Source organism: Sulfitobacter sp. F26169L, assembly GCF_026410285.1.
GTDB lineage: Bacteria > Pseudomonadota > Alphaproteobacteria > Rhodobacterales > Rhodobacteraceae > Sulfitobacter.
Window position 1 is genome coordinate 652,561 of sequence record NZ_JAPMLP010000001.1, and the last position, 25,343, is coordinate 677,903.

Consider the following 25,343-nt stretch of genomic DNA (forward strand, 5'->3'; position numbering starts at 1 on the left):
ATTGGACTTCACAACACTTATTCCGCAATTCGGCGGCTTTATCTGGACGCTTGTTGCATTTGTTATCGCTTTGTCGGTAATTGTGGCGATTCACGAATATGGTCACTATATCGTCGGGCGCTGGTGCGGGATCAAAGCTGATGTGTTTTCGCTGGGCTTTGGTCCTGTGCTCTATTCACGCTTTGATAAACACGGTACGAAATGGCAGATCGCGGCGCTGCCCTTTGGCGGTTATGTGAAATTTGCGGGCGATGCCAACGCAGCATCCGGTAAGAACGAAGCAGCGATGGAAGACGCCGCAGTTGATCCGACCCGTCTGCGCGCAACCATGCATGGTGCACCCCTGTGGGCACGCGCGCTGACTGTTGCCGCAGGCCCTGCGTTTAATTTTGCGATGTCTATCATCATCTTCGGTGCCATCGCGATGAGCCTTGGTACCGTGCGCGATCCGCTCACTGTCGAATCCCTCAAGCCGCTCCCCAACCAGATCGAAGGGTTGCGGAAGGGCGATGTGATTCAGGCCATAGAGGGGCGCAGCTTCCCTTCAAGCATCCGCAGCCCTGAATACCGCACCTATATGGACGAACTGCCGCTCAAGCCCGAGCTTGAATATACCGTGCTGCGTGATGGCGCCTCTGTCACTGTTGACGGGCCTTATCCCATGCCTGCGCTGGTGGGCGGTGTTGGTGCGGAAACAGCCGCGCTCGAGGCAGGGCTTGCTGCAGGAGATGTCATCGTCGGTATCGACGGAGAGCCGACATTTGCGTTTCAGCAGTTGAAGACAGCGGTCGAAAGCTCCGAAGGGCGGCCACTGTTGCTGGACGTTTGGCGCCATGGCGAGGTGTTGAAATTCACGCTGGTCCCGAAATCCACGGACGAGCCGCAGGCGGATGGCAGCTTTATCAACGTAATGCGCATCGGCATTTCCAGCGATAGCGCAATCACCGCCGCCACCGAAACGCCCGGCATCATCGAGGCTGCCAAAAGCGGTGTTGCAGGCACATGGCGGATTATCAAGGGGTCGATCTCGGGTCTTTGGCACATGGCGACGGGTGCGATCAGCAGCTGTAATATGTCCGGCCCCGTGGGCATTGCGAAGGTATCCGGTGCGATGGCAAGTCAGGGCGCGCTGAGCTTCATCAACTTTATCGCTGTACTAAGCACCGCTGTAGGGCTGCTCAACCTGTTCCCCATTCCTGCGCTGGATGGCGGCCACCTGACGTTTTACGCCTATGAGGCCGTGACCGGAAAGCCGCCCAGCGACAAGGCGTTGCGTGTGTTGATGAGCATCGGGATCACGTTGGTTCTTGGCCTTATGCTGTTTGCTTTGTCCAACGATCTGTTCTGCCCGTAAAACTGTTAATATTTCGTTAAGTTAAAAGCAAAAGCAGGGCGAATGCCTTGCTTTTGCCACATTTGGCACCCGTATTTGCCGTAATCCACCGTTAATCATTAGCCTAACGTCGTGTTGTTTGATTAAGGAGCGACCCATGCAGACGATTTCTAAAGGCTACCGGGGACTGAGCGTTTTGATGGACCTCAACTGGGACCGCGCGTTGTATATTTGTACGATTGTTCTTGCGCTATTTGCCGGCGCCTTTGTCGGCACACTTCAGTACTAACAAACCCCAGATTATTCGAAAACAGAGGTCTGCGTGCAACGCAGGCCTTTTTGCCGCGTAAAAACAGCTTCATGGTTTTGACAAGCAAGCCCCCGACCGTTACTCAAGGCACAACAGTGTTAATAAGATTGGGTAACAACCATGAGCCTGGGGTCTAATTCACGTGCCAATAGCACGCTTGAGCAGTACAACCATATTTCAACAGGCCTCAAAGGGCTTGCTTTTTCTCTTTTGATAACAACAGCATATGTTGCGCCAGCGTCTCAAGCGTTTGCGCAGCAATATCAGTTCAACTCGGTTATGATTGAGGGGAACCAACGTATCGGTGACAGCGCGATCCTTTCGCAAGCCGGAATCGGGCGTGGAAAAGCAATTAGCGCGGGGCAGTTGAATGATGCCTACCAGCGTTTGAATAATTCCGGCCTGTTCGAGAGCGTTGCGATTGTGCCGCAGGGCAGTACGCTAAAGATCACAGTGGTTGAGCTACCGACAATCAACCGCATTTCGTTTGAGGGCAACCGCCGGATCAAAGATGATGCGCTGAGTTCTGTGATCAGTTCTACAGCGCGGCGGGTGTTTAATCCGGCACTTGCGGAAAAGGATGCGAATTCCATTGCGCAGGCATATTCAAACGATGGCCGTCTGGCCGCACGGGTGCAGCCCAAGGTGATCAAACGCAGCCAGAACCGTGTGGATCTGGTGTTTGAAGTGTTTGAAGGCAAAAACGTCGAAGTTGAGCGCCTGAGCTTTGTGGGTAACCGCAAATTCTCGGATCGTCGTTTGCGCCGCGTGTTGGGAACCAAGCAGGCGGGTATTTTCCGTCGTCTGGTACGCCGCGACACATTCGTCGAGGACCGTGTCGAATTTGATAAGCAGGTACTGCGCGATTTCTATTTCTCGCGCGGCTACGTCGATATGCGCATCAACTCGGTTAACGCACAGTTGACCGAGGAACGTGACGGCTATTTCGTGGGCTTTAATGTTCAGGAAGGCCAGCAGTTCCAGTTTGGTAACATTACAGTCACATCGGATATGCCGAATGTAGACGGCGATGAATATGCGCAATACGTTAAGGTAAAACCTGGCGTGGTGTATTCTCCTACGTTGGTCGAAGCCGATATCGCCCGTCTGGAGCGGCAGGCCATCCGTGATGGTGTCGATTTTATGCGCGTCGAACCGCGTGTGACCCGCAATGATCGGGATCTCACATTGGACGTCGAGTTTGTTCTGTCTCGCGGCCAGCGAATTTTTGTTGAACGGATTGATATCGAGGGCAACACAACCACGCTTGACCGCGTTGTGCGCCGCCAGTTTGACAGTGTTGAGGGTGATCCCTTCAATCCTCGTGAAATCCGCCAATCGGCAGAACGTATCCGCGCCTTGGGGTATTTCGAAACTGCTGAAGTGAACGCGCGCGAAGGCTCCACGCCCGAGCAGGTTGTGATCGATGTAGACGTTGAGGAAAAGCCGACCGGCTCGCTCAACTTTGGTGGATCGTTTTCGTCAAACGACGGCTTGGGCGTTGCGGTAAGCTTCGCAGAGGAGAACTTCCTTGGTCGCGGTCAGAAGCTGACGTTGAATGTATCAACCGCGTCGGATGCCAAACGCTACGGCTTCCGCTTTGTCGAACCATCTCTTTTGGGCCGCGACGTGAGCTTCGGCCTTGAGCTTGACTACTCCGAGACGAACTCCTCGTTCTCGACCTATGACAGCAACCGCCTGACGTTCCGCCCCAGTCTGACCTTTCCCGTGTCCGAAAACGGCCGGCTGCAACTGCGCTACACCGCAGAGCAAGCAGAAGTGACAGCGCGTGATCCGATTGAACATGGGGTGATGATTCAAAGCGATATCGATGCAGGATCACTTGTCGCGTCCTCTATCGGCTACGAATACAGCTACGATACACGCCGCACGGGTCTGGATCCGAACGCAGGTGTTCTGTTCCGCTTTAGTCAGGATTTTGCAGGTCTTGGCGGCGATCAGAAATATGTGCGCAGCGTTGCCAAGGTGATCGGTGAAAAGAAGTTCCTGAACGAAGAGTTGACCCTTCGTGCAACGCTTGAGGGTGGGGCGCTGGCATGGAGCAGCGGTACAAACCGTGCCGTTGATCGTTTTTTGCTGACCCCGTCACAGCTTCGCGGGTTCAAGCCCGGTGGTGTTGGGCCGCGCGATGCAGCGGGTAAGAACAATGATCCTCTGGGCGGCAACCTCTATCTTGTCGGTCGCCTTGAGGCGGAATTCCCGCTTGGGCTGCCGGAAGAGTATGGCATTCGCGGGGGGGTATTTTATGATGTTGGCAACCTGTGGGATTTGTCGGACGTGAACCTGAACGGCGGCACCGCGCAGGGCGAGAGTGGATCGTTCCGCCATGTCATCGGTGTTTCGTTGTTTTGGGATACCCCGGTTGGGCCATTGCAGTTCAACATCTCTGATGCGATCCGCAAGGAAGATTTCGACCGCGAGCAGAAGTTCGAAATCACCCTTCAGACGCAATTCTAAACCGTGCGGCGTGCGGTTCAGGGCATCGGGCTGGCGTTGGGGCTGCTGTGTGCAGCGCCAATGGCCGCCCAAGACCTGCGCACGCCAACGAACACAGCTATTCTGACAATTGACAGTGACCGGCTGTTTCTGAACAGTGATTTTGGAAAACGTGTCGCGCGCGAGATCGAGGCAAGCGGAAACGAACTTGCTGCCGAGAACCGCCGGATCGAGGCTGAGCTTGCAGAAGCTGAACAGGATCTGACAGATCGTCGCGCCAGCATGACGCCAGAGGCCTTTCGCCCGCTTGCAGATGCCTTTGATACCCGCGTACAGGAAACCCGTCAGGCACAAGCTGCAAAATCCCGTAATCTCAATGCCTTGCTGGATCAAGAGCGCGAAATTTTTCTGAGCGCTGCCGTGCCTGTGCTGCAGGAGCTGATGGCCGAAGTCGGCGCAGCAGTGATCCTTGAGCGACGCACAGTTTTCATCAGTTCAAACAGCAGCGATATAACGTCAGCAGCAATCGCGCGTCTGAATACAAAGCTGGGCGAAGGTGAAAATGTGACCCCGGCGCCGCAAGGCGATTCACAAGACTAGCGCAGTCACGCTTGCCCAGCAGCGGTGCAATTGTTAGCTGTTGCGCCAAAGATTTCGGAAGGACCTCTCCCATGACAAACGACCTCCAGCGCGCGGACATCCAGATGATCCAGCGCATTTTGCCGCACCGCTATCCGTTTTTGCTGGTAGATAAGGTCGAAGAGATCAACGGCACGCAATCCTCGGTGGGGTATAAAAACGTCTCCATGAACGAGCCGCATTTTCAGGGCCACTTTCCTGGAACCCCTATTATGCCCGGCGTTACGATCGTAGAAGCGATGGCGCAGACCGCAGGGGTGATGGTAGGCGTTGCGCTGGAGCAGATGGACCGCGACATGCTGATTTACTTCATGTCGATCGATAACTGCAAATTCCGCCGCAAGGTTGTGCCGGGAGATGTGCTGCGGATGGACCTTAAAACACTGCGCGGTAAACCGGGGGGCAAGATTTGGAAGTTCGCGGGTGTGGCAACTGTCGATGGTGAAATGGCTGCTGAAGCCGAATTTATGGCGATGCTGGATTTGCCCAAAGGGGATGAATAATGTCCATTCACCCCAGTGCTGTTGTTGAAGACGGCGCCCAAATTGATGCCTCCGCTACGGTTGGTCCGTTTTGTGTGATCGGAGCCGATGTGGTGATCGGGGCCGATGTGGTTCTGAAATCCCATGTGGTGATCAGCGGTCAGACAAGTATTGGCGACGGAACGGTGATCTTTCCATTCGCCGTAATCGGTGAAATCCCGCAGGATTTGAAATTCAAAGGCGAGGCGAGCCGCCTGGAGATTGGCAAGCGCAACCGGATCCGTGAACATGTTACCATGAACTGCGGCACCGAAGGCGGTGGCGGTATTACCCGTGTGGGCGATGATAATCTGTTTATGGCGGGCTGCCACATCGCGCATGATGCGATTTTGGGAAACGAAATTGTTGTCGTGAATAATGCTGCTGTTGCAGGCCATTGCGTGATCGAGGATCATGTTATCATCGGCGGCCTGTCGGGCATTCACCAATGGGTGCGCATCGGGCGCGGCGCAATCATCGGTGCGGTCACGATGGTGACCAACGATGTGATCCCCTATGGCCTTGTACAGGCGCCGCGGGGTCATCTGGACGGTCTTAACCTTGTCGGTCTGAAACGCCGTGGTGTGGCACGGGATGACATTACCGCTTTGCGCGCCGCCTTTCAGATGCTTGCGCAGGGCGATGGCACATTCCATGATCGCGCCGCCCGTCTGGGGGCCGAAACCGAAAGTGATTATGTCCGCGAGATCGTTGATTTTGTGATGGCCGACAGTGGTCGTCATTTCCTGACACCAAAATGAGGCTGGCGCTGATTGTCGGGCGCGGTGATTTACCGGCGCTGGTCGTGCAGGCGCTGGATGCGCCGCCGCTGGTCTGCGGCTATGAGGGGATCGCGCTGTCCGGTGTCACGGCAGATCTGACCTTCCGGTTGGAAACCTTGGGTACGCTTCTGCTGGAATTGGGCGCGCGCGGCATCACACATGTTTGTTTTGCCGGTGCTCTGGACCGTCCTGTGCTGGACCCGACAAAGCTTGACGCGGAAACAGCGCCGTTGGTGCCGATGTTCATGCAGGCCTTGCAAGAAGGGGATGACGGCGCATTACGTGTTGTGGTTGATCTGTTTGAAAAGACGGGATTCACCGTATTGGGCGTCCATGAAATTGCGCCCGACCTGCTGGCCAAAGGCACCGTTTATGGCACCCGTTGGCCGGATGCACAAATGCGCAAGGATGCGGCGGTTGGTGCGGCACATCTGCTGAAAATGTCTCCGCTGGACAAGGGGCAGTGCTGTATTGTCAGTCAGGGCCGTGTCGAGGCAATGGAGGACGCGCGCGGCACCGACGCGATGATCGCAGGGCTTGGCCCGTTGAAAGATGCGATACTGTTCAAAGGCCCAAAAGCCCGGCAATCGCGGATCATCGATTTGCCCACGGTCGGGCCGGAAACATTTCATGGCGCGCACCGTGCCGGACTGTATGGCATTGTGGTGGATGCCGGTGATGTGCTGGTTTTGCAGCCGGAAAAATGCACCGAACTGGCTGATAAATACGATATCGTATTCTGGGGACGGACCGGAGAATGAGCCGCCTGCGGGTGTTCATCCTTGCGGGTGAGCCGTCCGGTGACAAACTGGGTGGCGCGTTGATGGCGGGGCTGAAACAGCTGCACCCGGATGTGGTGTTCGAGGGCATCGGCGGTGTGCAGATGCAGGCCGAAGGTTTGGCCAGCCGCTTTGACATGAGCGAGCTGAGCGTGATGGGCCTTGCGGAAATCCTGCCGAAATACCGCCAATTGAAACGCCGCATCGCGCAGACAGCAGATGCTGTGATTGCGCAGCAGCCCGATGTCTTGATCACCATAGACAGCCCTGATTTTTCCCTGCGGGTGGCGAAGCTGGTCAAGGCGCGCAGTGCAGTGCGCACGGTGCATTACGTCGCGCCCAGTGTATGGGCGTGGCGTGCAGGCCGCGCTGCAAAGATGGCGCGCCATATCGATCAGGTGCTTGCGCTGCTCCCGTTTGAGCCGCCCTATATGCAGGCGGTTGGTATGCGCTGTGATTTTGTCGGGCATCCCGTTGTGTCGGAACCCGTGGCATCGCGTGCAGATGCGCAGACGTTTCGCGCAGATCACGGCATCGACGACGCGCCCTTGCTGATGGTATTGCCCGGATCGCGCCGCTCGGAAGTGGGGCGATTGGGTGCGCGTTTTGGCGAAGTCGTGCGGCAGGTGAAGGCGGATAATCCGGCGCTGCGCATTGTCGTGCCGGCGGCAGCCACGGTTGCCGCATCCGTGCTGGCGCTTACTGCTGATTGGCCCGACACCACCGTGCTTGACCCGCGCGAGGGCACATATGATGCCGCGATGACCCAAAAGCGCGCAGCATTTCGCGCCGCCGACGTGGCGCTTGCTGCATCTGGCACGGTGTCGCTGGAACTGGCCGCTGCCGATACGCCCATGGTGATCGCCTATGACATGAGCCCGCTAAGCAGGATGATCATTAGCCGGATGGTGAAGGTAGATACTGTTACGCTGGTCAATCTGGTGTCGCAAACGCGAGTTGTGCCCGAATTTATCGGCAAGGCTTGCGTTGCCTCCGATATCGCCGACGCGATTGGCGATGTGATGGCAAACCCTGATCAACAGCGCGCTGCAATGGCGCTGACCATGGAGCGTTTGGGGCGGGGCGGCGAAGCCCCCGGAGTGCGCGCCGCGCGTGCCGTGCTGGACGGCATCGCGCAGCCTTAGCCGCGATGTATCCAGCCGCCGCCAAAGATGCGGCTGCTGTCTGTATCATAAAACACGCAGGCCTGCCCGGGGCTGATGCCTTCTTCCGCTGCCACCAGCTCTACCTCTGCGGTTGTATCCGACAGCGGACGCAGGATCGCCTCGGTCGGCGGGCGGGTTGAGCGCACACGCACCGACACATTCCATTCCTTGCGCGATGCAAAAGGTTCATCGCCAAGCCAGTTGATTTCTTTCACCGGAACCGTGCGCGTGGCCAGCATGTGTTTCGGCCCGACAACCACTTCCTTGCGGTCGGCATCAAGACGCACCACATAAAGCGGATCGGCAAGCCCGCCGATGCCCAGGCCGCGCCGCTGCCCGATGGTGTAATTGATCACCCCTTCGTGCTGCGCCAGCACACGCCCTTTGGTATCGACAATCTGGCCCGGGGCAGCGGCTTCGGGCCGCAGTTTGCGGATCACCGATGCGTAATCTCCGTCAGGCACAAAACAAATATCCTGACTGTCGGGCTTGTTCGCCACACGCAGTCCGTATTTTTCCGCCAATTCACGCGTTGCTTCCTTGGAGGGAAGATGGCCCAGCGGAAAGCGCAGATAATCCAGTTGCTCGGGCGTGGTGGAGAACAGAAAATAGCTCTGATCCTTGCTCGCATCCGCTGCCGCGTGCAATTCCGCACCCGCTGCACCTATTTTGCGCTGGATGTAATGGCCCGTCGCCATGCAATCGGCCTCAAGGTCTTTGGCGGTTTCCAACAGATCCTTGAACTTCACACGCTCGTTGCAGCGGATGCAGGGTACGGGCGTTGCACCACCCAGATAGCTGTCTGCAAATTCGTCTATCACCGCGTCTTTGAACACATTTTCATAGTCCAGTACGTAATGCGGAAAACCCATATCTTCGGCCACGCGGCGCGCGTCATGGATGTCGATGCCGGCGCAACACGCTCCCTTTTTGGCCAGCGCCGCCCCGTGATCATACAGCTGCAAAGTGACGCCGATAACGTCATAGCCTTCTTCGGCCAGCATCGCAGCCACAACGGAGCTGTCGACACCACCCGACATCGCCACAACCACGCGGGTGTCGGCGGGGGCTTTGGCAAAGCCAAGGGAATTCAGCGGTGGGGTCTGGTCAAGCGGCATGGGGGCCTCGTCATGTCTGGGACAGTTACGGTGGAATATAGGAAAATGCGAACTACTCACAAGGGGTGGCTTCACCTGTCATTAACGGCAAACAGGTCAACTCAATGCAGGTAATGATTACGGTGTTGTTTTATGTATCTCAAAAAAGTTGACGGACCGCGGGCTGTGACCCTCGCGGATGGATCGGTGATGACTTACGCGGATTTGCCGCCCGCCGCCACCCGAAGGTGGGTAGCATCGCGAAAAGCCGCCGTTGTGCGCGGTGTGGTGTACGGATTGATCAGCAAAGACGACGCGCTTGAGCGCTATAGCCTGAGTGATGACGAGTTTATTGAATGGGTCCGCGCGGTCTCAAATCATGGCGAATCCGCATTGAAGGCAACAATGGTGCAAAAATATAGACAACCTTAGGTTGTTGTGCCATTTATGCTGTCAAGATTTACCTGCGGTTAACTATTTTTGTTCACGTTCAGAGCCATAAGTTAAACCCAACCCGGCGGAGATGAACAAATATGCGCGTGCTGCTTGTCGAAGATGATCCCACGACCTCTAAAAGCATCGAACTGATGCTGACCCATGCAAACCTGAACGTCTACGCGACCGATCTGGGAGAAGAGGGGATCGATCTGGCCAAGTTGTATGATTACGACATTATTCTGCTGGATCTGGATCTGCCCGATATGAATGGCCACGAGGTTTTGCGCCAACTTCGGCTAAGCCGGATAGAAACGCCGATTTTGATCCTTTCAGGGGCCGATGATACGGAAAGCAAAATTCGTGGTTTCGGTTTTGGCGCTGATGATTATCTGACCAAACCCTTCCACCGCGAAGAGCTGGTTGCGCGTATCCACGCCATCATCCGCCGCTCAAAAGGGCATTCCCAGTCGGTGATCGATACTGGTTTGATATCGGTTAATCTTGATGCAAAAACTGTCAGCGTTGAAAACAAACCGGTGCATCTGACTGGGAAAGAGTACCAGATGCTGGAACTGCTGAGCCTGCGCAAGGGAACAACCCTAACGAAAGAAATGTTTTTGAACCATCTGTATGGCGGCATGGACGAGCCTGAGTTGAAGATCATCGATGTGTTTATCTGCAAACTGCGCAAGAAACTGACAACCGCAACAGGCGGCACCAACCACATCGAGACAGTTTGGGGCAGGGGATATGTGCTGCGTGATCCTGAACCCGCCGAGATGGATATCGCCGTCAGCGCCTGAAAGCGCGTTCATCCAGTGTGAAAGATGCTAGACCTGCCTCGGGTGGCAGCCTATCTAAAAGCGGATAGGCGGTAAACCAGAGGCGGGTTTTTGTGACTTCCAAAGCGAATATTTCGGAAATGGATATTGATACGCTGACAAGAGCGCAGGCAAATGCCGAGCTTGCCGCACTTGCACAGCAGCTGGCCGGGGCGAACACCTCCTATCACACCGATGATGCGCCGGTGATGAGCGATGCCGAATACGACGCGTTGAAGCGGCGCAATGCGGCGATAGAGGCGCGTTTCCCCGATCTGAAGCGCCGCGACAGCCCCAGCGATGTGGTCGGGGCGGCTCCCGCGGCGGGGTTTGGAAAAATTACACACAGCATTTCCATGCTGTCGCTTGCCAACGCCTTCACCGATGAGGATGTGCAGGAATTTGATGCTTCTATCCGCAAATACCTCGGTCTGGGGGCGGATACGCCGCTGGAATACACTGCCGAGCCGAAGATTGACGGGCTGTCCCTCTCACTGCGCTACGAGAACGGCGTTTTGATACAGGCTGCCACACGCGGCGATGGATCTGTGGGCGAAAACGTTACCGCCAACGCGCGAACAATTGCCGATATTCCCCACCGGATCGAAGACGCACCCGACATCCTTGAGGTGCGCGGCGAAGTTTACATGAGCCATGCGGATTTCGAGGCGTTGAACGGCCGGCAACAGGAAATCGGCGGGAAGACATTCGCCAACCCGCGCAACGCTGCCGCCGGATCGTTGCGCCAGCTTGATGCGGAAGTCACCCGCGCGCGGCCCTTGCGGTTCTTTGCCTATGCATGGGGCAGTCTTTCGGCGCCTTTGGGGCAAACCCAATGGCAGGCGATCAGGGCGTTGGAGGGATTCGGCTTTTCGACCAATCCACTGACCATCCGCTGTGATGGCCCCACTGAAATGGTAGGGCATTACAAAGCAATCGAAGCGCAGCGTGCCGCACTGGGGTATGATATTGATGGTGTGGTGTACAAGGTTAACGATCTGGCCTTGCAGGATCGCCTCGGCTATCGCTCGACGACGCCGCGTTGGGCTATCGCGCATAAATTCCCCGCAGAACTGGCGTGGACCATACTCGAAGGCATCGACATTCAGGTCGGGCGAACCGGCGCGCTCAGTCCGGTGGCGCGGCTGGCGCCTGTGACCGTGGGGGGAGTGGTTGTCTCCAATGCGACCCTGCACAATGAGGATTACATCAAAGGGCTGGACAGCAAAGGCAATGAAATCCGGGGTGGAAAAGATATTCGCATCGGTGATCTGGTGCAGGTTTACCGTGCTGGCGATGTGATCCCGAAGGTCGCGGATGTTGATATAACCAAACGTCCTGACACCGCCGAACCCTATGAATTTCCCGATGTTTGCCCCGAGTGCGGCAGTGACGCTATCCGCGAGCCGGGCGACGCGGTGCGCCGGTGCACGGGTGGACTGATCTGCCCAGCGCAGGCGGTGGAAAAGCTGAAACATTTTGTCTCACGCGGCGCGTTTGACATTGACGGGCTGGGCGCAAAACAGGTCGAACAGTTCTACACCGATGGCTGGATCGCAGAACCTGCGGATATTTTCACGCTGAAGGAGCGCTATGGCACCGGCATGCAGCAGTTGAAAAACCGCGAAGGCTGGGGAGAGAAATCAGCCTCGGCGTTGTTTGCCGCCATCGAGGACAAGCGCAAAATCCCGCTGGCGCGCCTGATATTCGGTCTGGGCATCCGTCACGTGGGCGAATCTGCCTCGAATATGATCGCGCTGCACTACGGCACATGGGATGCTTTGGCGCAGGCGATGGAGGATGCGCGTGGGCAGGAGGGGCCGGCTTGGGAGGACCTGATCGGAATTGACGGGATGGGCACGGTTATGGCCGGATCGCTTGTCGGGGCATTTGCCCAGGAGGCAGAGCGCGCGTCGATCTTGCGGCTGGTCGCACAACTTGACGTTCAGGAAGCCGTGCGCGCGGATACAACGGGATCCCCCGTTGCCGGAAAAACCGTGGTGTTCACAGGCACGCTCGAAAAGATGAGCCGCGCGGAAGCGAAAGCGCGCGCCGAGCGGTTGGGAGCGAAAGTATCCGGCTCTGTCAGTGCGAAAACCGATATTCTGGTGGCCGGTCCCGGTGCAGGTTCAAAGGCCAAGAAGGCGGCCGAGCTGGGGATTGAAACGCTGGACGAAGATGGCTGGCTCGCGCTGATCGCAGAGTCATGAGCACGCGACCCGAACCCCTGTTCCCGCTGTTTGCGGGTCTGGACACGCTGACAGGCGTTGGCCCGAAAACGGCGCAGAACTTTGCGGGGCTGGGGGTGGTTGCGCCGCGGGATCTGTTGTTTACGCTGCCGCAATCGGGGATTGACCGGCGTTTGGTTACCACGGTTCAGGGCGCGGCGTTTCCGACGACATTGACAGTGGCGGTTACCATCGGAAAGCACGCGCCGCCCCGCACAAAAACAGGCGCGTACAGGATTCACGTTGAAGATGCGCAGACGTCCTTTCAACTGGTGTTTTTCCACGCGCGCGGGGATTACTGGCAGCGCCAGTTGCCCGAGGGAAGCCGCCGAATTGTATCGGGGCGGGTTGAGGTGTTTGACAGCATTCCGCAAATGGTCCACCCCGACTTTACTGTGCCCGAGGACGAGGCGGACAGTATTCCGCGATTTGAACCTGTCTATCCGCTTACCCACGGAATTTCGCAAAAGCTGATGTACAAGGCCACGCGCGCGGCATTGGCGTTGATCCCCGAAATGGGAGAGTGGATTGACCACAGCCAGATCGCCAAGACCGGATGGCCGGATTTCCGCAGTGGCGCGCACACCGCCCATGATCCTGCGTTTTTGGCAGATATTGCTGCCACGGCCCCCGCGCGCGAACGTCTCGCTTATGATGAATTGTTTGCCCACCAGATCACGCTGGCGCTGGCCCGACAGGTCGAGCGGCGCAAAAAGGGCCGCGCGGCCCAACCGGACGGGACATTGCAAGCCAAAGTGCTGGCAAATCTGCCCTACACGCCAACGGGGGCGCAGACCCGCGCGATTGCCGAGATCATTGCTGATATGTCGACAGCGCACCGGATGAACCGCCTGCTGCAAGGGGATGTTGGTGCGGGCAAAACGCTGGTTGCATTTATGGCGTTGCTTGCGGCGGTGGAATCGGGTGGTCAGGGGGTGCTGATGGCTCCGACAGAGATTCTGGCGCGCCAACACCTGCAAGGATTACGTCCGTTGGCCGAAAGTGCCGGTGTGGTGCTGGAGATTCTGACAGGCCGGGACAAGGGGGCAGAGCGCGCAGGAAAACTGGCTGCGCTGGAACAGGGGGATATCCACGTTCTGGTTGGCACCCACGCGGTATTTCAGGAAACGGTTGTGTTCAACGATCTGCGCCTTGCAGTTGTGGATGAACAGCACAGATTTGGCGTGCGCCAGCGACTGGAACTGGGGCGCAAGGGGCGACAGGCGGATGTGCTTGTGATGACCGCAACGCCAATTCCGCGCAGCCTTGCATTGGCGCAGTACGGCGATATGGATGTCAGTATTCTGGATGAAAAGCCGCCGGGGCGTAAACCGATCAAGACGGTTCTGATCAGCACAGAACGTTATGACGAGGTGACGGAACGCCTGCGCGCTGCAATGGCAGACGGGCGGCAATGTTATTGGGTGTGCCCGCTGGTAGAGGAAAGCGAGGTCAGCGATCTGACAGCCGCTGAAGAGCGGTTCAAACGGTTGCGCGCCACCTTGGGCGAAGGGGTGGTCGGGCTGGTCCATGGCCAGATGCCGCCGGCTGAAAAAGACGCGGCCATGGCGGCGTTCCAGCGCGGCGAAACCAAGTTACTGGTCGCCACAACGGTTATCGAAGTGGGTGTTGATGTGCCCAACGCCACGATCATGGTGATCGAGCGCGCCGAGAGTTTCGGACTGGCGCAATTGCACCAGTTACGCGGTCGGGTAGGGCGCGGCAGTGCTGCCTCCAGCTGCTTGTTGATGTATCAGAGCCCGCTGAGTGAAACGGGACGCCAGCGTCTGGAAGTGCTGCGTGAAACCGAGGATGGTTTTGTAATTGCCGAAACCGATCTGAAAATGCGCGGCACCGGTGATCTGATCGGCACAGCACAATCAGGTGTGCCGCGTTTCAAGGTCGCTGATCTGGAAAAACAGGCCGCGCTGATGGCGGTGGCGCAGTCGGATGCACGCAAGTTACTTAACGATGATCCCAAACTGGAAAGCCCGCGCGGGCGGGCGGCACGACTGCTTTTGTGGCTTATGCGGCAGGACGAGGCAATCCGTTTGATTTCAGTCGGTTAGGCGAGGTGATCCAGAAAGTTCACAAATGTTCCTAAAAAGTTCTTTACTGCGCGTTAATAGTGTGAGAACAAAGAGGCAACAAGAATGGAGAGAGACATGAGCTTCTACCGCACACTCAAAGCAATCGCCGAACGGTCGCAAGATACGTTGGCGCATGACGCCGCGGGTGCCGCTGCATTGGTTGTGATGTTGGTAGTTGGTTTGCATCTTCCCGGACTTGTCTGATTTTCTGCCTGCGCTCTCATGCCATGGCCGGTTTACTGGCGCATTTGTCCCAAATTGATGCGCTGTATATGTTACGTTCTGCCTGTCCGTAACATTTAGGGGGTGCCTTCCCCAAACCGGCCATTGGGTCCTACATGAGTAACGCTTTTCTTGCGCCGCCATCTGTCCCGGATGTGCGGCGCCTTTTTTTGCGCAATCTCTGTTCGCGGCTTTTCGGTTCACGCCATCTGGAGTGCGGTTTCCATCGCTTCGGCCAGTGCCTCAATGCTCAGCATGATAGAGGCGTGGCGGTTTTTGTACTCCACCGCAGGGGTCAGCACCTCGAATCCGTCAAATGGCGCGTCCGGCACGCCGCCATTGTCTTTCAGCATCGCTTTCAACTGGTCGCGGGCAAGTTTCACGGTTTCCACAGTTGCACCTTGGGCTGCGCTGGCTGTTATCGCCGCCGCGGCCTGACCCAATGCGCAGGCCTTTACGTCTTGCGCCAGTGTTTCCAACCGGTTGCCCGACATTTTGACATCTACCGTCACGCTTGAGCCGCACAGGGGCGAGCGACGGTTTACGCTCGCATCGGGTGTCTCAAGCCGACCCAGATGTGGAATATCCGCCGCCAGCGCAAGAATGCGTGCGGAGTAGAGCTTCATCAAATCGGTATCGTTGGACATGGCATTTCCTTTGGCTGACCTCTACATAAGCTGATAACCACCAGATGCAAAAACTTTTGAACAAGGCGCGGCGCTATGGCTTTTGACCCCTCGACACTCACCTTTAACGACGCCGGGCTGATCCCCGCAATCGCGCAGGATCACGAAAGTGGCGAGGTGCTGATGATGGCGTGGATGAATGCCGAAAGCATTATGCGCACGCTGGAAACAGGGCAGGTGACCTACTGGAGCCGCTCGCGGCAGGAGTTCTGGGCCAAAGGCGCGACCTCGGGGCACGTGCAAAAACTGAAGGAAATGCGGGTGGATTGTGACCGTGATTGCCTGCTGATGCAGGTGAGCCAGATTGGTCCCGCCTGCCATACAGGACGGCGGAGCTGTTTTTATACAGGTATCACGGTGGACGGTGAGAGCGATCTGACACCAGCCGACTAACGGTTAAAGCCCCACCTTGGCGCGAATGTCCTGTGGCGTGGCCCCTTCGGAGCGATAGAGCGAAATCGCGCGCGCGTCGTTGCGTTTGGCCAGCCGTTTTCCCGCCGCGTCGCGGATCAGGCGGTGATGGTGATAGCGCGGGCGCGGTGCGTCAAACAGCATTTGCAAAACGACATGGATGCGCGTGGCATCAAACAGGTCTTTCCCCCGCACGACATCGGTAATGCCTTGCGCTGCGTCATCCAGCACCACCGACAGATGATATGACGTGCCCATGTCCCGCCGCGCCAGAACGATATCACCCACATCGCGTGTAAGGTCAGTCGCGGTAAAGGAAACTTCCTCGCCGCAACTGTCCTCATGAAAGCGCAAGGTTTCCGGCAGGATTGCGCAGGCCTTCGCCATATCCAGCCTTAGCGCCAGATTGCGCGGACGCGCATCCGTTGGGGCCACTGTAGGGCGGCAGGTGCCGGGATATATCAAACCGTCAGGCCCAAGCAGCGGCGCACCTTCTTGCGGGGCGCTTGCCGCCGCAGCGATATCTGCGCGTGTACAGGTGCAGGGATAGAGCAATCCGCGCGCCCACAGCTCATCAAGCGCCAGATCATAGGTGGTTTGCCGGTCCGATTGGCGCATGACAGGTTGTTCCCACGTCAGCCCCAGCCATGCCAGATCGTCATAAATCTGGGCTTCCCACGCGGGGCGTGCGCGCGTCTGGTCTATATCCTCGATCCGAAGCAGAAAACGGCCACCGGCAGCGCGCGCAAGATCATGCGCCAACATTGCGGAATAGGCATGGCCCAGATGCAGCGGTCCTGTCGGAGAGGGCGCAAAGCGGGTGGTAAAGGTCAAGCTTTCTCAATCACATAAACGGTCGCGCCGAGGTCTTTTCCGGGAAGGTGTTCGCCGTGTTCGCTGAACAGCAATCTGGCGGCACCACAATCAAGCCATTCGTTCAGACAGGCTGTGCTGGCCGGATCTTCAAGCGTGTGATCGTTAAACGAAAATACCAGCAATCCGTTGCTGGGAAGTGCGTGCAATAATGTGTTGAGCGTTGAAATGGGGGCCGCTCCCGCGCCGATCACGCCGACCCCACCGATTAGGGGGTATTCACCTTCCAGCGGTGCGTCGGGGTCAATCTGGGTCAACTTGCGGTAGATGTCTTTTTCGCGCGCCTGCGCAAGCATTTCGGCAGACAGATCAACACCGTCTATGGTGTCAAATCCGGCAAGTTTGAAAGCCAGACCGGCGAGACCCGTACCACAGCCGAAATCCAGCAGGGGAAGTGATTTGTCGGGCGCGAATTCAGCCAGCGCTTGCGCGCAGCGCGCAGGTGTTGCGTAGCCCAATGTGCCGACTTCCGCCTCATAAGAGTCAGACCATTTGTCATAATGTTCGCGGGTGCTGCCGGTGTCGCGTTCGGCATATGCCTTGTCGAGAAAAGGTGTTTTCATGCTGCTATGATAAGCAGGTTAACCGTCTTGTCCAGCGGTAAGCCAGTCCTGCCAATCCGCTTTTGCGCGGTCTGTGTAGGCTTTGTAACGGTCCTTGCGGCCGCGCCGCCCGCCTTTCAACCCTTCGACCGGGGGGAACAGGCCGAAGTTAACGTTCATTGGCTGAAACGTCTTTGCTTCAGCGCCACCGGAAATATGTGTGATCAACGCGCCTGTCGCAGTTGTGGGCGGCGGGGTGTCCATTGTTTCGCCCATAATCTCAGCTGCGGCCAGACGTCCGGCAAGCAGCCCCATCGCTGCACTTTCAACGTATCCCTCGACGCCGGTAATCTGCCCCGCAAAACGCACATTCGGGCGGGATTTCAGGCGCATCTGCGCATCCAGCAACGTGGGAGAGTTAAGGAACGTATTGCGGTGGATGCCGCCCAGCCGCGCGAAGCGCGCATTCTCCAGTCCGGGAATGCGTTTGAATACATCAGTTTGCGCACCGTACTTCATCTTGGTTTGAAATCCGACAATGTTGTAGAGTGTGCCCAGTTTGTTATCGCGGCGCAATTGCACAACGGCGTAGGGTTTTACATCGGGCTGGTGCGGGTTGGTTAGGCCTACGGGCTTCATCGGGCCAAAGCGAAGGGTCTCGCGTCCCCGCTCCGCCATCACCTCAATCGGCAGGCAGCCATCAAAATATCCTGCAGTTTCGTTTTCGTGAAATTCGGTCTTTTCCGCGTCGGCCAGCGCGTCAATAAAGGCGTAATACTGCTCTTTGTCCATCGGGCAGTTGAGGTAGGCAGTGCGCTCTTCCTCTGTCTCGCCTTTGTCATAACGCGATTGCATCCACGCTTTGCTCATGTCGATGCTGTCGTGATACACAATCGGGGCGATCGCGTCGAAAAACGCCAGTGCTTCGGCCCCTGTTTCGGCAGCAATCGCAGCGCCCAGATTTGATGAGGTCAGCGGACCCGTCGCGATGATCCAGTGGCCGCTGTCCGGCAGGGATTTGATTTCGCCGTATTCGACGCTGATGTTTGGATGTGCCAGCAGCGCGTCGGTGACCGATTGCGCAAACGGATCACGATCCACCGCCAACGCTCCACCTGCAGGAAGACGGTGTTTTTCCGCCGTTTGCATAATTAACCCGTCGGCCTGACGCATTTCCCAATGGAGCAACCCGACAGCGTTTTGTTCGCTGTCATCCGAACGGAATGAGTTGGAACAAACCATTTCCCCCAGCAAACCCGTCTGGTGGGCGAATGTGCCAACTTCGGGGCGCATTTCATGAATGACAACTTTGATGCCAAGGTGTGCAGCCTGCCAGGCAGCTTCCGATCCGGCCATGCCGCCGCCGATGATGTGCAATGTTTTATCCATAATGGCCAGATAAGCCAGCAGCGTCAGCGGTGCAACCACCGGCAACGGGTATGTTAAGTTGAGCGAAGGGGGATTTTGGGGTCGCTGCTGCGGGAATTAGGAAATCAGATGAGAGTCTGATCTGGAGGGACCTTCCGCGGGCAGCGACCCAAATGGGGCAGCTAACGTTGCCATGTCCTATTTGTGCCTTAATCCTGCCCGATTTGCCAGACGCAAGTTGGCAACACTGCGGTGCCGATTCCGCAACAGTCCCGGTGGCACAAAAAAAACCCGACCGCTGTGCGGATCGGGGCGGGTTTGGCGAGGTTGCGCAGGTTCACGATGGTGGCGCAACGGTATCCTGCGGCAACCCCGAAGGGACCGATGCAGGTACACCAAGACCGCGCTTGCCCGCGGTTTCATCCGTCAAGGCCCCGAGAAAAGACATGATCCTGTCAATCTCGGACTCTTCCAGTGACACGTCGCTGATTTCGATCGCTTCGGCGATGCGCATCACCTCTTCGAAATCATCCATCGCTTCCCAATCGCTGACGGCCAGATCACGTGGCAGTAACGCCTTTTTACGGTCATAGCTTGCCAGACCTTTTACGGCGTTCAGGTGATGGCGCACGATGTCTTCCAGATCGGAGTAGGCTCCGTTGTGCCCGTATGGTCCTGTCTGCATTACGTTGCGCAAGGATGGCGTGCGAAAGCGGTACATGTCCTCCGCCTCTCCGGTGACCATGCCGTGTCCGGTGTCGGCGTAGGCGGCGTGGGTGTTCTTGCCCGGACCGAACTGTGGCAGGCCGATCGCGTGAAAATCATGATCGGTCTGGAAAGCGCCGGAATGGCAGGTGGAGCAGCGCGCCTTGCCGTAAAAAAGATCCATTCCCTCAAGCTGCGCTTCGGTCATTGCGTCCTCACCGCGCAGATAGCGGTCAAACGGGCTGTCGATTGCCCGAAATTCCGAGCCGATGAAAGCAGACAGGGCGGTTCCGATATCGGAGATGTGCAAATCGTCGACACCCACAGCGGCAAATCGTGTGCGGTATTCGGTGATTCCCTCAACCCTTCTGGTCAGGATATCCCACGCACCGCCTTCCCCCATAATACGCTCCGCTGCGACCGCGTCGGCGACAGGGTTTTCACCTGCATTGCCCGCCATTTCTTCGGGCGACAGGATTGGCAATATGTTTTGTGCAGCCAGCGCCGATGGCACGGGGCGCTCCAGCGTGCGCCCCTGCGGCATTCTGATGCCGAACATGGCATGGCGGTCTTTCGCGGTGCGTCCGTCATGGAACATTACCGAAAATTCCCGCGCGCCAAGATTGAAAAGCGCAGGCGCATTGCGCGGGATCCGCGCATGGGGGGTATTGCGCGCATCAACCCGCCGGTTTGCGCCAAGACCGAAACCGCCTTCGCCAATCGCTAGCGACATGGCATCCGAGGTGCCCAACGAGGGGTGATGACAGGTCGCGGAGGCAATGTTTTTGTTTCCGGATAGAATCGGGTCAAAAAACAGATCGCGGCCAAGTTCGATGAGCTCGGGGGGAAACTGATGAAAGTCCTTGTCGCTGACGGCGGCAGGCAGTGGGCCAGCAAAGGCAGCAGCGCTGCACAGCAGGCTTGCCGACAACGCGCCAAGCGTCCATTTGATCATGTTACCATCCTCACGATTTGGTGAGGGGAATAACCCAATTATGGCAATTTTGCGACCTTCGTCATGGAAAAACACCGTGGCGGTTTAGGAAACAGTCACTGTTTCCAATCTGGTGGCCGCTTTTCAATAAATGCCTGCATACCCTCGGCGGTATCGGCAATTGCGAGGTTTTCCACCATCACTTCGCCCGTGTGGGCATATGCGGCGCGGGTATCCATGGCGAGTTGATCGTAAAACGCACGTTTGCCGATTTTCACCGCCGCGCCCAGCTTGCCCGCAATCCTTTCGGCAAGGGCGGCGGTGTGATTGGTCAGATCTTCGGGGGCGCAGACGCGGTTGATCAGACCCAGCTCCTCAGCCCGTTCCGCATCAATGAAATCACCGGTGGTAAGCATTTCAAACGCCTTCTTTGGCGCGATGTTGCGGGTCAGCGCAACCATCGGAGTAGAACAGAACAACCCGATGTTCACACCGTTCACCCCGAACCGCGTACCACGGGCCGCAACAGCCATATCGCAGGTGGCAACCAGCTGGCACCCCGCAGCAGTGGCAATGCCGTGAACTTGTGCAATCACGGGTTGCGGCATGGACTGGATTCGCATCATCACATCGGTGCAGCGCGAAAACAGATCCGCAAAAGCGGCAGCACCCGCATCCTGTTGCTGGCGCATTGCCTGCATCTGGCGCAGGTCGTGGCCTGCGCAAAACGCCTTGCCCGCTCCCGACAAGGTAATTACGCGGCATTCCGGATTTTCGGCGAGCTGATCCAGTATCTCTTGCAGAGCGGCGAGCATCTCGTCGCTAAGCGCGTTCAGCCGCTCGGGGCTGTTCAATGTCAGATGCGTGACTGCGTCCCGTTGCGTTACTTCCAAAATTGCCATCTTGTGCGCTCCTGTTGTTCGGGCAACTCTAGGGCGAACGTTACGTCAAAAACAAGCAGCGCAGGAGTGTAAAAATGGCTGAAACAGGTGAAGTGAAGATGCAGGTACCGGAGTTGATGGCCTTTATGCGTGAGGTTTTCCAGCAGGTTGCGGATGATTTCAACGTCGAGGAGGTCAAACCGAACGAAGTGACCATGCGATTGATCATCACCGAAAAGCACTTGCGCCCCGGTGGCACAGTGTCAGGCCCGTCGATGTTTGCGCTTGCCGATGTGGCGGCCTACATTGCAACTCTGGCGATGATCGGGCCGCAAGCGCTCGCCGTTACGACAAACTGCTCGCTGGACTTTATGCGTAAACCTGCCGCCGGCGTTGATCTTATTGCGACGGCCAAGCTGCTGAAACTGGGGCGGCAACTTTCTGTGTCACATGTATTGGTCTATTCAGAAGGTATGGCCGAGCCCGTGGCCCAAGCCACAATGACCTATGCCATTCCGCCTGTAAGGGTGTGAATGGGTACAATCCGGCAAAGTCAGGGAATTGTATCAAAAAAGGGCAGGGGTGTACCCTGCCCAAGTGAAAGTGTCTGGCCGTGCGCCACGGGGATGTCACGCCTTCCAGAACACCTTACGCGCCTCTGTACGAGCCGCGTGGGGTGTGAGTCCCACGTCATCCAATTGCCAGGCTTCAAGGTGATTGAGCGCAAGGCGGGTTTGACGGCGGGTTGCCCATTTCGTCACGCAGGCCGCAAACTTGACACTGAGAACCGCCAGCAGCGGCAAGCTGCGCGTGGTGTTCAGAACTGCCAGTGAGTCGTTCGCGAAGGTGGCTACGCGTGTCATGGGTAAATCTCCTGTTGAATTGTATTGACACAATTTGGCAATATCGCCATAAATATTGGTACAATACAAAAACACGCAGGACCATTGAAACATTGTAATGGATACAATTTGGACGCCCGAGGTCGATCCGGCCATAAAGCCGAAATACCGTGCTGTTGTTGCTGCCATCCGCAGCGCCATTGCCGCCGGGGCGCTGAACGACGGTGACAGGCTGCCGGCGGTGCGGGATCTGGGCTGGAAACTGGGGATGACACCGGGAACAGTGGCGCGCGCCTATACCGTTTTGACGGACGAAGGCGTGCTGAGCGCCGAGGTCGGGCGGGGCACCTTCGTTGCGGGAACCAAGCCCGAGCCGCCGTTGAACCTGATGGAAATGGATGTCATCGAACACCGCACCGGCGGTGATAATTTCGATGTGAATCTGTTTTCGCCCCATCTGCCAAATTGCGGCCAAGCAGCGCTGATCCGCAAACTGTTGGCCGAGATTGCAGACGATCCGCCTTCGGGGATAATGCATTACCCTTCAAGGCGCGGCGCGCAGCCGGCGCGCGAGGCGATGTTACACTGGCTTCGTGGTACGCCCATAGGGCCGCTGAGCGAAGATGATATTGTTTTGTCCCATGGCGGCCAGAATGCCATCATGCTGATTTTTCAGACGATCCTGAAGGGGCGTCGCCCCGTAATATTTGTTGAAGAGCTATGCTATCCCGGATACCGCCGCGCCGCGACCGCCCTGCGCGCCGATGTTGTGCCTGTTGCGATGGACGGGGATGGTCTGTGCCCGATTGCGCTGGCCGCGGCAGCAGAGCGGTACCCCGAAGCGCAGATGATTTGCACCTCTCCCGAAGTGCATAGCCCAACGTGTGGTTTTACGCCACTGGAGCGCCGGCGCGAGATCGTCGAAGTTGCACGGCGCTTTGATTTGCACATAATCGAGGATGATTGTTATCGCATCGGCTCGGCCCAGGCGCCGGGGTATCGCCAGCTTACGCCGGAGCGTGGTTGGTATCTGACCTCGATTAGCAAATCCATCACGCCCGCGCTGCGGGTTGGCTGCGCGATCAGTCCGCGCGAGTACGCTGCGGCGCTGCACCGTGCTGCTGATCATGGTTTTTTCGGCCTGGCGACCCCGATCACCGATCTGACAGCCGCACTGTTGATGCATCCGCAGATAGACGCGGTAATGGCGCGCACCCGTGAAGGGGTGGGCGAGTACGTTAGGGCAGCGGTAAATGCATTGGGGTCATATGATCTACGCTGGCGCGAGGATGTGCCGTTTTTGTGGTTGAACCTGCCCGAAGGCTGGCGCGCCAGTGCCTTTTGCCGCGCGGCCGAAACGCGCGGTGTGCGCGTGCGCGCCGCAGAAGAATTTGCCGCCCGACAGGCCAGGGCACCCCATGCCGTGCGTATGGCAGTCAATGCCGGAATCAGCCTGCGCAGCTTTGAAGCAGCGATGGAACGGTTGCGCGATCTACTGGACAATCCTACAGAAGAGATCAGCGTTTGAGGGTGCCGCGGCGATAAATCCAATAAGAAACCCGAGAATTATGGGGTATTATAATACCTTAATTTTAACACTTTGTTTTTGCTTGGCTAATTGGGGTTTGTGGCGCTTGACGTGGTCGCAGGCGTGGCTATAACCCGCCCATCACATCGGGGCATCTGCTCCTATCCACCACTAACGGGATTACCGTACATGAAAACCTTTTCTGCAACACCGGCAGACATTGACAAGAAATGGATCATCATCGACGCCGAAGGCATCGTGTTGGGCCGTCTTGCATCAATTGTTGCCATGCGTCTGCGGGGCAAGCACAAGCCCTCGTTCACCCCTCACATGGATTGCGGCGACAACGTCATCGTGATCAACGCTGAAAAAGTCCAGATGACTGGCAAAAAGCGTGATGAGAAGTTCTATTGGCACACCGGCCACCCCGGCGGCATCAAAGAGCGTACCAAGGCCGACATTCTCGAGGGCAAGCACCCCGAGCGTATCGTGACACTTGCCGTTAAGCGTATGCTGCCCGGCAACCGTCTGAGCCGCCAGATCATGACCAACCTGCGTGTTTACGCCGGTGGCGAGCACCCTCATGAGGCACAAGAGCCTGAAGTTCTGGATGTTGCATCCATGAACAGCAAAAACACACGGAGCGCATGAGCATGGCTGACGAAATCAACACACTCGAAGATCTCGCATCTGTAGCCGGCATCGAAGCCACTCCAGAAGTTGAAATGACCCCTCGCGAGCCCGTCCGTGACGAGTTTGGCCGTGCCTATGCAACCGGCAAGCGTAAAGATGCGGTTGCCCGCGTCTGGATCAAGCCCGGGTCGGGCAAGGTTGTGGTAAACGGCAAGCCGCAGAACGAATATTTTGCGCGCCCCGTTTTGCAGATGATCCTTCAGCAGCCTTTCGGCATCACCGGCACCGATGGCCAGTTTGACGTCTACGCGACAGTCAAAGGCGGCGGTCTTTCCGGTCAGGCGGGTGCGGTAAAGCACGGCGTGTCCAAGGCGCTCCAGTTGTATGACCCTTCCCTACGCGACGCACTCAAGGCGGCAGGCTTCCTGACCCGCGACAGCCGTGTGGTCGAGCGTAAGAAATACGGTAAAGCCAAAGCGCGTAAGAGCTTCCAGTTCTCCAAGCGTTAAGTTTTACGAATATCTTGGAAAAGGCCGCGCCGCAGGGTGCGGCCTTTTTCGTTTTGGGGCAAACAGTTGTACGGTTATTGTGTTCGAAAGGGCATACCTATAGATAAAGGTAGGTGTTTGTAGAAAGACGGATGAAATGTTTAGACAAGTTGTGGTAACAGGCGCGTTTGCGATGTTGGCCAGTTGTGGAACACCCGAATACCGGGCAGAACAGAGCCTGTGCAAAACCTCATGGCTCAATAAGATCAAGCCGCGTTTCGAGCAGGAGCTTTATAACCGCACCGAAACCAGACAAGTGCCAACAGGGCAGACAACCTGCCAAACGGTTGGCGCGACCACAAACTGTATTCAGGTCATGCGGACGGAATATTATACGGTTCCCGCTGTGCGCACGGTGGACCGGAACAAGCCGCGACGCGATGCGCAGATTGATTTGTGTACGAAAAACCAGTGTGTGGCAAAATTCGGCAACGCCGAATGTAAGGTCGGCGGATAAAATCCTTTCTGATCTGTGGCCTTTCAAGGTGGGTGTGTCGTACCTATGTTGG

General features: G+C 57.2%; 27 protein-coding genes. 19 read left to right on the forward strand and 8 right to left on the reverse strand.

All coding sequences use genetic code 11. The features are described from left to right. Position 1: 1 nt before the first annotated feature. The 8 genes from rseP (at position 2) to lpxB (ending at position 7,966) form a co-directional block, all read left to right on the forward strand. Positions 2–1,354: an RIP metalloprotease RseP gene (rseP, locus tag OS189_RS03095; RefSeq protein ID WP_267165807.1), complete on the forward strand. Its 1,353-nt coding sequence runs from the start codon at positions 2–4 to the stop codon at positions 1,352–1,354. 136 nt (positions 1,355–1,490) lie between these two features. Continuing rightward, positions 1,491–1,622 carry a hypothetical protein gene (locus tag OS189_RS03100; protein WP_267165808.1) on the forward strand — a complete coding sequence of 44 codons (132 nt, stop codon included), beginning with the start codon at positions 1,491–1,493 and terminating at the stop codon, positions 1,620–1,622. Positions 1,623–1,763: 141 nt separating this feature from the next. Next, complete coding sequence (gene bamA, locus OS189_RS03105) at positions 1,764–4,121, forward strand: outer membrane protein assembly factor BamA (protein WP_267165809.1); 2,358 nt, start codon at positions 1,764–1,766, stop codon at positions 4,119–4,121. 3 nt (positions 4,122–4,124) lie between these two features. Beyond that, on the forward strand, positions 4,125–4,700 hold the full coding sequence (locus tag OS189_RS03110) for an OmpH/Skp family outer membrane protein (RefSeq protein ID WP_267165810.1): 576 nt from the start codon (positions 4,125–4,127) through the stop codon (positions 4,698–4,700). Between the two features lie 71 nt (positions 4,701–4,771). Next, complete coding sequence (fabZ, locus tag OS189_RS03115; protein ID WP_267165811.1) at positions 4,772–5,242, forward strand: 3-hydroxyacyl-ACP dehydratase FabZ; 471 nt, start codon at positions 4,772–4,774, stop codon at positions 5,240–5,242. After that, the gene (gene lpxA, locus OS189_RS03120) at positions 5,242–6,021 is read left to right on the forward strand and encodes an acyl-ACP--UDP-N-acetylglucosamine O-acyltransferase (RefSeq protein ID WP_416237440.1); all 780 of its coding nucleotides are present in this window, start codon (positions 5,242–5,244) and stop codon (positions 6,019–6,021) included. Before fabZ ends, lpxA begins: the two co-directional genes overlap by 1 nt. Next, positions 6,018–6,803: an LpxI family protein gene (locus OS189_RS03125; RefSeq protein WP_267165812.1), complete on the forward strand. Its 786-nt coding sequence runs from the start codon at positions 6,018–6,020 to the stop codon at positions 6,801–6,803. Before lpxA ends, OS189_RS03125 begins: the two co-directional genes overlap by 4 nt. Before the next feature lie 5 nt (positions 6,804–6,808). Continuing rightward, on the forward strand, positions 6,809–7,966 hold the full coding sequence (lpxB, locus tag OS189_RS03130; protein WP_416237450.1) for a lipid-A-disaccharide synthase: 1,158 nt from the start codon (positions 6,809–6,811) through the stop codon (positions 7,964–7,966). Here the strand turns inward: lpxB and mnmA are convergent. Further along, a complete protein-coding gene (mnmA, locus tag OS189_RS03135) occupies positions 7,963–9,105 on the reverse strand; it encodes a tRNA 2-thiouridine(34) synthase MnmA (RefSeq protein WP_267165814.1) in 1,143 nt (380 codons plus the stop codon). The genes lpxB and mnmA overlap by 4 nt on opposite strands. A 132-nt stretch (positions 9,106–9,237) precedes the next feature. Between mnmA and sciP the strand changes: the two genes are divergently transcribed. From sciP to OS189_RS03160, 5 genes are all read left to right on the forward strand, one after another. Continuing rightward, positions 9,238–9,516, forward strand: a complete 279-nt coding sequence (gene sciP, locus OS189_RS03140; RefSeq protein WP_267165815.1) for a CtrA inhibitor SciP — start codon at positions 9,238–9,240, stop codon at positions 9,514–9,516. A gap of 101 nt (positions 9,517–9,617) precedes the next feature. After that, positions 9,618–10,325: a response regulator transcription factor CtrA gene (ctrA, locus tag OS189_RS03145; RefSeq protein WP_267165816.1), complete on the forward strand. Its 708-nt coding sequence runs from the start codon at positions 9,618–9,620 to the stop codon at positions 10,323–10,325. A gap of 119 nt (positions 10,326–10,444) precedes the next feature. After that, entirely contained in the window at positions 10,445–12,553 is a 2,109-nt protein-coding gene (gene ligA / locus OS189_RS03150) for an NAD-dependent DNA ligase LigA (RefSeq protein ID WP_267166061.1), read from the forward strand. Beyond that, positions 12,550–14,640, forward strand: coding sequence for an ATP-dependent DNA helicase RecG (recG, locus tag OS189_RS03155; RefSeq protein WP_267165817.1), 2,091 nt, complete (start codon positions 12,550–12,552; stop codon positions 14,638–14,640). Before ligA ends, recG begins: the two co-directional genes overlap by 4 nt. Positions 14,641–14,736: 96 nt before the next feature. Then, entirely contained in the window at positions 14,737–14,865 is a 129-nt protein-coding gene (locus tag OS189_RS03160; protein ID WP_267165818.1) for a hypothetical protein, read from the forward strand. Positions 14,866–15,083: 218 nt separating this feature from the next. Here OS189_RS03160 and OS189_RS03165 read toward each other — a convergent pair whose 3' ends face one another. Further along, positions 15,084–15,530 (reverse strand): iron-sulfur cluster assembly scaffold protein, encoded by a 447-nt coding sequence (locus OS189_RS03165; RefSeq protein WP_267165819.1) that lies wholly within the window; start codon positions 15,528–15,530, stop codon positions 15,084–15,086. Positions 15,531–15,605: 75 nt separating this feature from the next. On the opposite strand from OS189_RS03165, the gene hisI reads away from it, so the two are divergent. Then, the gene (hisI, locus tag OS189_RS03170; RefSeq protein WP_267165820.1) at positions 15,606–15,962 is read left to right on the forward strand and encodes a phosphoribosyl-AMP cyclohydrolase; all 357 of its coding nucleotides are present in this window, start codon (positions 15,606–15,608) and stop codon (positions 15,960–15,962) included. 3 nt (positions 15,963–15,965) lie between these two features. Here the strand turns inward: hisI and gluQRS are convergent, their stop codons facing one another. The 5 genes from gluQRS to OS189_RS03195 form a co-directional block, all read right to left on the reverse strand. Then, a complete protein-coding gene (gene gluQRS / locus OS189_RS03175; RefSeq protein WP_267165821.1) occupies positions 15,966–16,814 on the reverse strand; it encodes a tRNA glutamyl-Q(34) synthetase GluQRS in 849 nt (282 codons plus the stop codon). Further along, positions 16,811–17,416 carry a class I SAM-dependent DNA methyltransferase gene (locus tag OS189_RS03180; protein ID WP_267165822.1) on the reverse strand — a complete coding sequence of 202 codons (606 nt, stop codon included), beginning with the start codon at positions 17,414–17,416 and terminating at the stop codon, positions 16,811–16,813. Before OS189_RS03180 ends, gluQRS begins: the two co-directional genes overlap by 4 nt. 18 nt (positions 17,417–17,434) lie before the next feature. Beyond that, positions 17,435–18,784: a methylenetetrahydrofolate--tRNA-(uracil(54)-C(5))-methyltransferase (FADH(2)-oxidizing) TrmFO gene (gene trmFO, locus OS189_RS03185; RefSeq protein ID WP_267165823.1), complete on the reverse strand. Its 1,350-nt coding sequence runs from the start codon at positions 18,782–18,784 to the stop codon at positions 17,435–17,437. A 316-nt stretch (positions 18,785–19,100) separates the two neighbouring features. Continuing rightward, a complete protein-coding gene (locus tag OS189_RS03190; RefSeq protein WP_267165824.1) occupies positions 19,101–20,423 on the reverse strand; it encodes a cytochrome-c peroxidase in 1,323 nt (440 codons plus the stop codon). A 95-nt stretch (positions 20,424–20,518) separates the two neighbouring features. Then, the gene (locus OS189_RS03195) at positions 20,519–21,304 is read right to left on the reverse strand and encodes an enoyl-CoA hydratase (RefSeq protein WP_267165825.1); all 786 of its coding nucleotides are present in this window, start codon (positions 21,302–21,304) and stop codon (positions 20,519–20,521) included. A 74-nt stretch (positions 21,305–21,378) separates the two neighbouring features. Here OS189_RS03195 and OS189_RS03200 point away from each other — a divergent pair, with 74 nt between their 5' ends. Continuing rightward, positions 21,379–21,816, forward strand: a complete 438-nt coding sequence (locus tag OS189_RS03200) for a PaaI family thioesterase (protein ID WP_267165826.1) — start codon at positions 21,379–21,381, stop codon at positions 21,814–21,816. A 96-nt stretch (positions 21,817–21,912) separates the two neighbouring features. On the opposite strand, the gene OS189_RS03205 is transcribed toward OS189_RS03200, so the two are convergent. Beyond that, a complete protein-coding gene (locus tag OS189_RS03205) occupies positions 21,913–22,146 on the reverse strand; it encodes a DUF1127 domain-containing protein (protein ID WP_267165827.1) in 234 nt (77 codons plus the stop codon). A gap of 97 nt (positions 22,147–22,243) precedes the next feature. Between OS189_RS03205 and OS189_RS03210 the strand changes: the two genes are divergently transcribed. The 4 genes from OS189_RS03210 to OS189_RS03225 all read left to right on the forward strand — a co-directional run bounded on the left by OS189_RS03210 (position 22,244) and on the right by OS189_RS03225 (position 25,291). Then, a complete protein-coding gene (locus OS189_RS03210) occupies positions 22,244–23,653 on the forward strand; it encodes an aminotransferase-like domain-containing protein (protein ID WP_267165828.1) in 1,410 nt (469 codons plus the stop codon). Between the two features lie 189 nt (positions 23,654–23,842). After that, a complete protein-coding gene (rplM, locus tag OS189_RS03215; protein WP_267165829.1) occupies positions 23,843–24,304 on the forward strand; it encodes a 50S ribosomal protein L13 in 462 nt (153 codons plus the stop codon). Between the two features lie 2 nt (positions 24,305–24,306). Next, positions 24,307–24,795 (forward strand): 30S ribosomal protein S9, encoded by a 489-nt coding sequence (gene rpsI, locus OS189_RS03220; RefSeq protein ID WP_267165830.1) that lies wholly within the window; start codon positions 24,307–24,309, stop codon positions 24,793–24,795. Between the two features lie 136 nt (positions 24,796–24,931). Further along, complete coding sequence (locus tag OS189_RS03225) at positions 24,932–25,291, forward strand: hypothetical protein (RefSeq protein ID WP_267165831.1); 360 nt, start codon at positions 24,932–24,934, stop codon at positions 25,289–25,291. Positions 25,292–25,343: the final 52 nt, after the last annotated feature.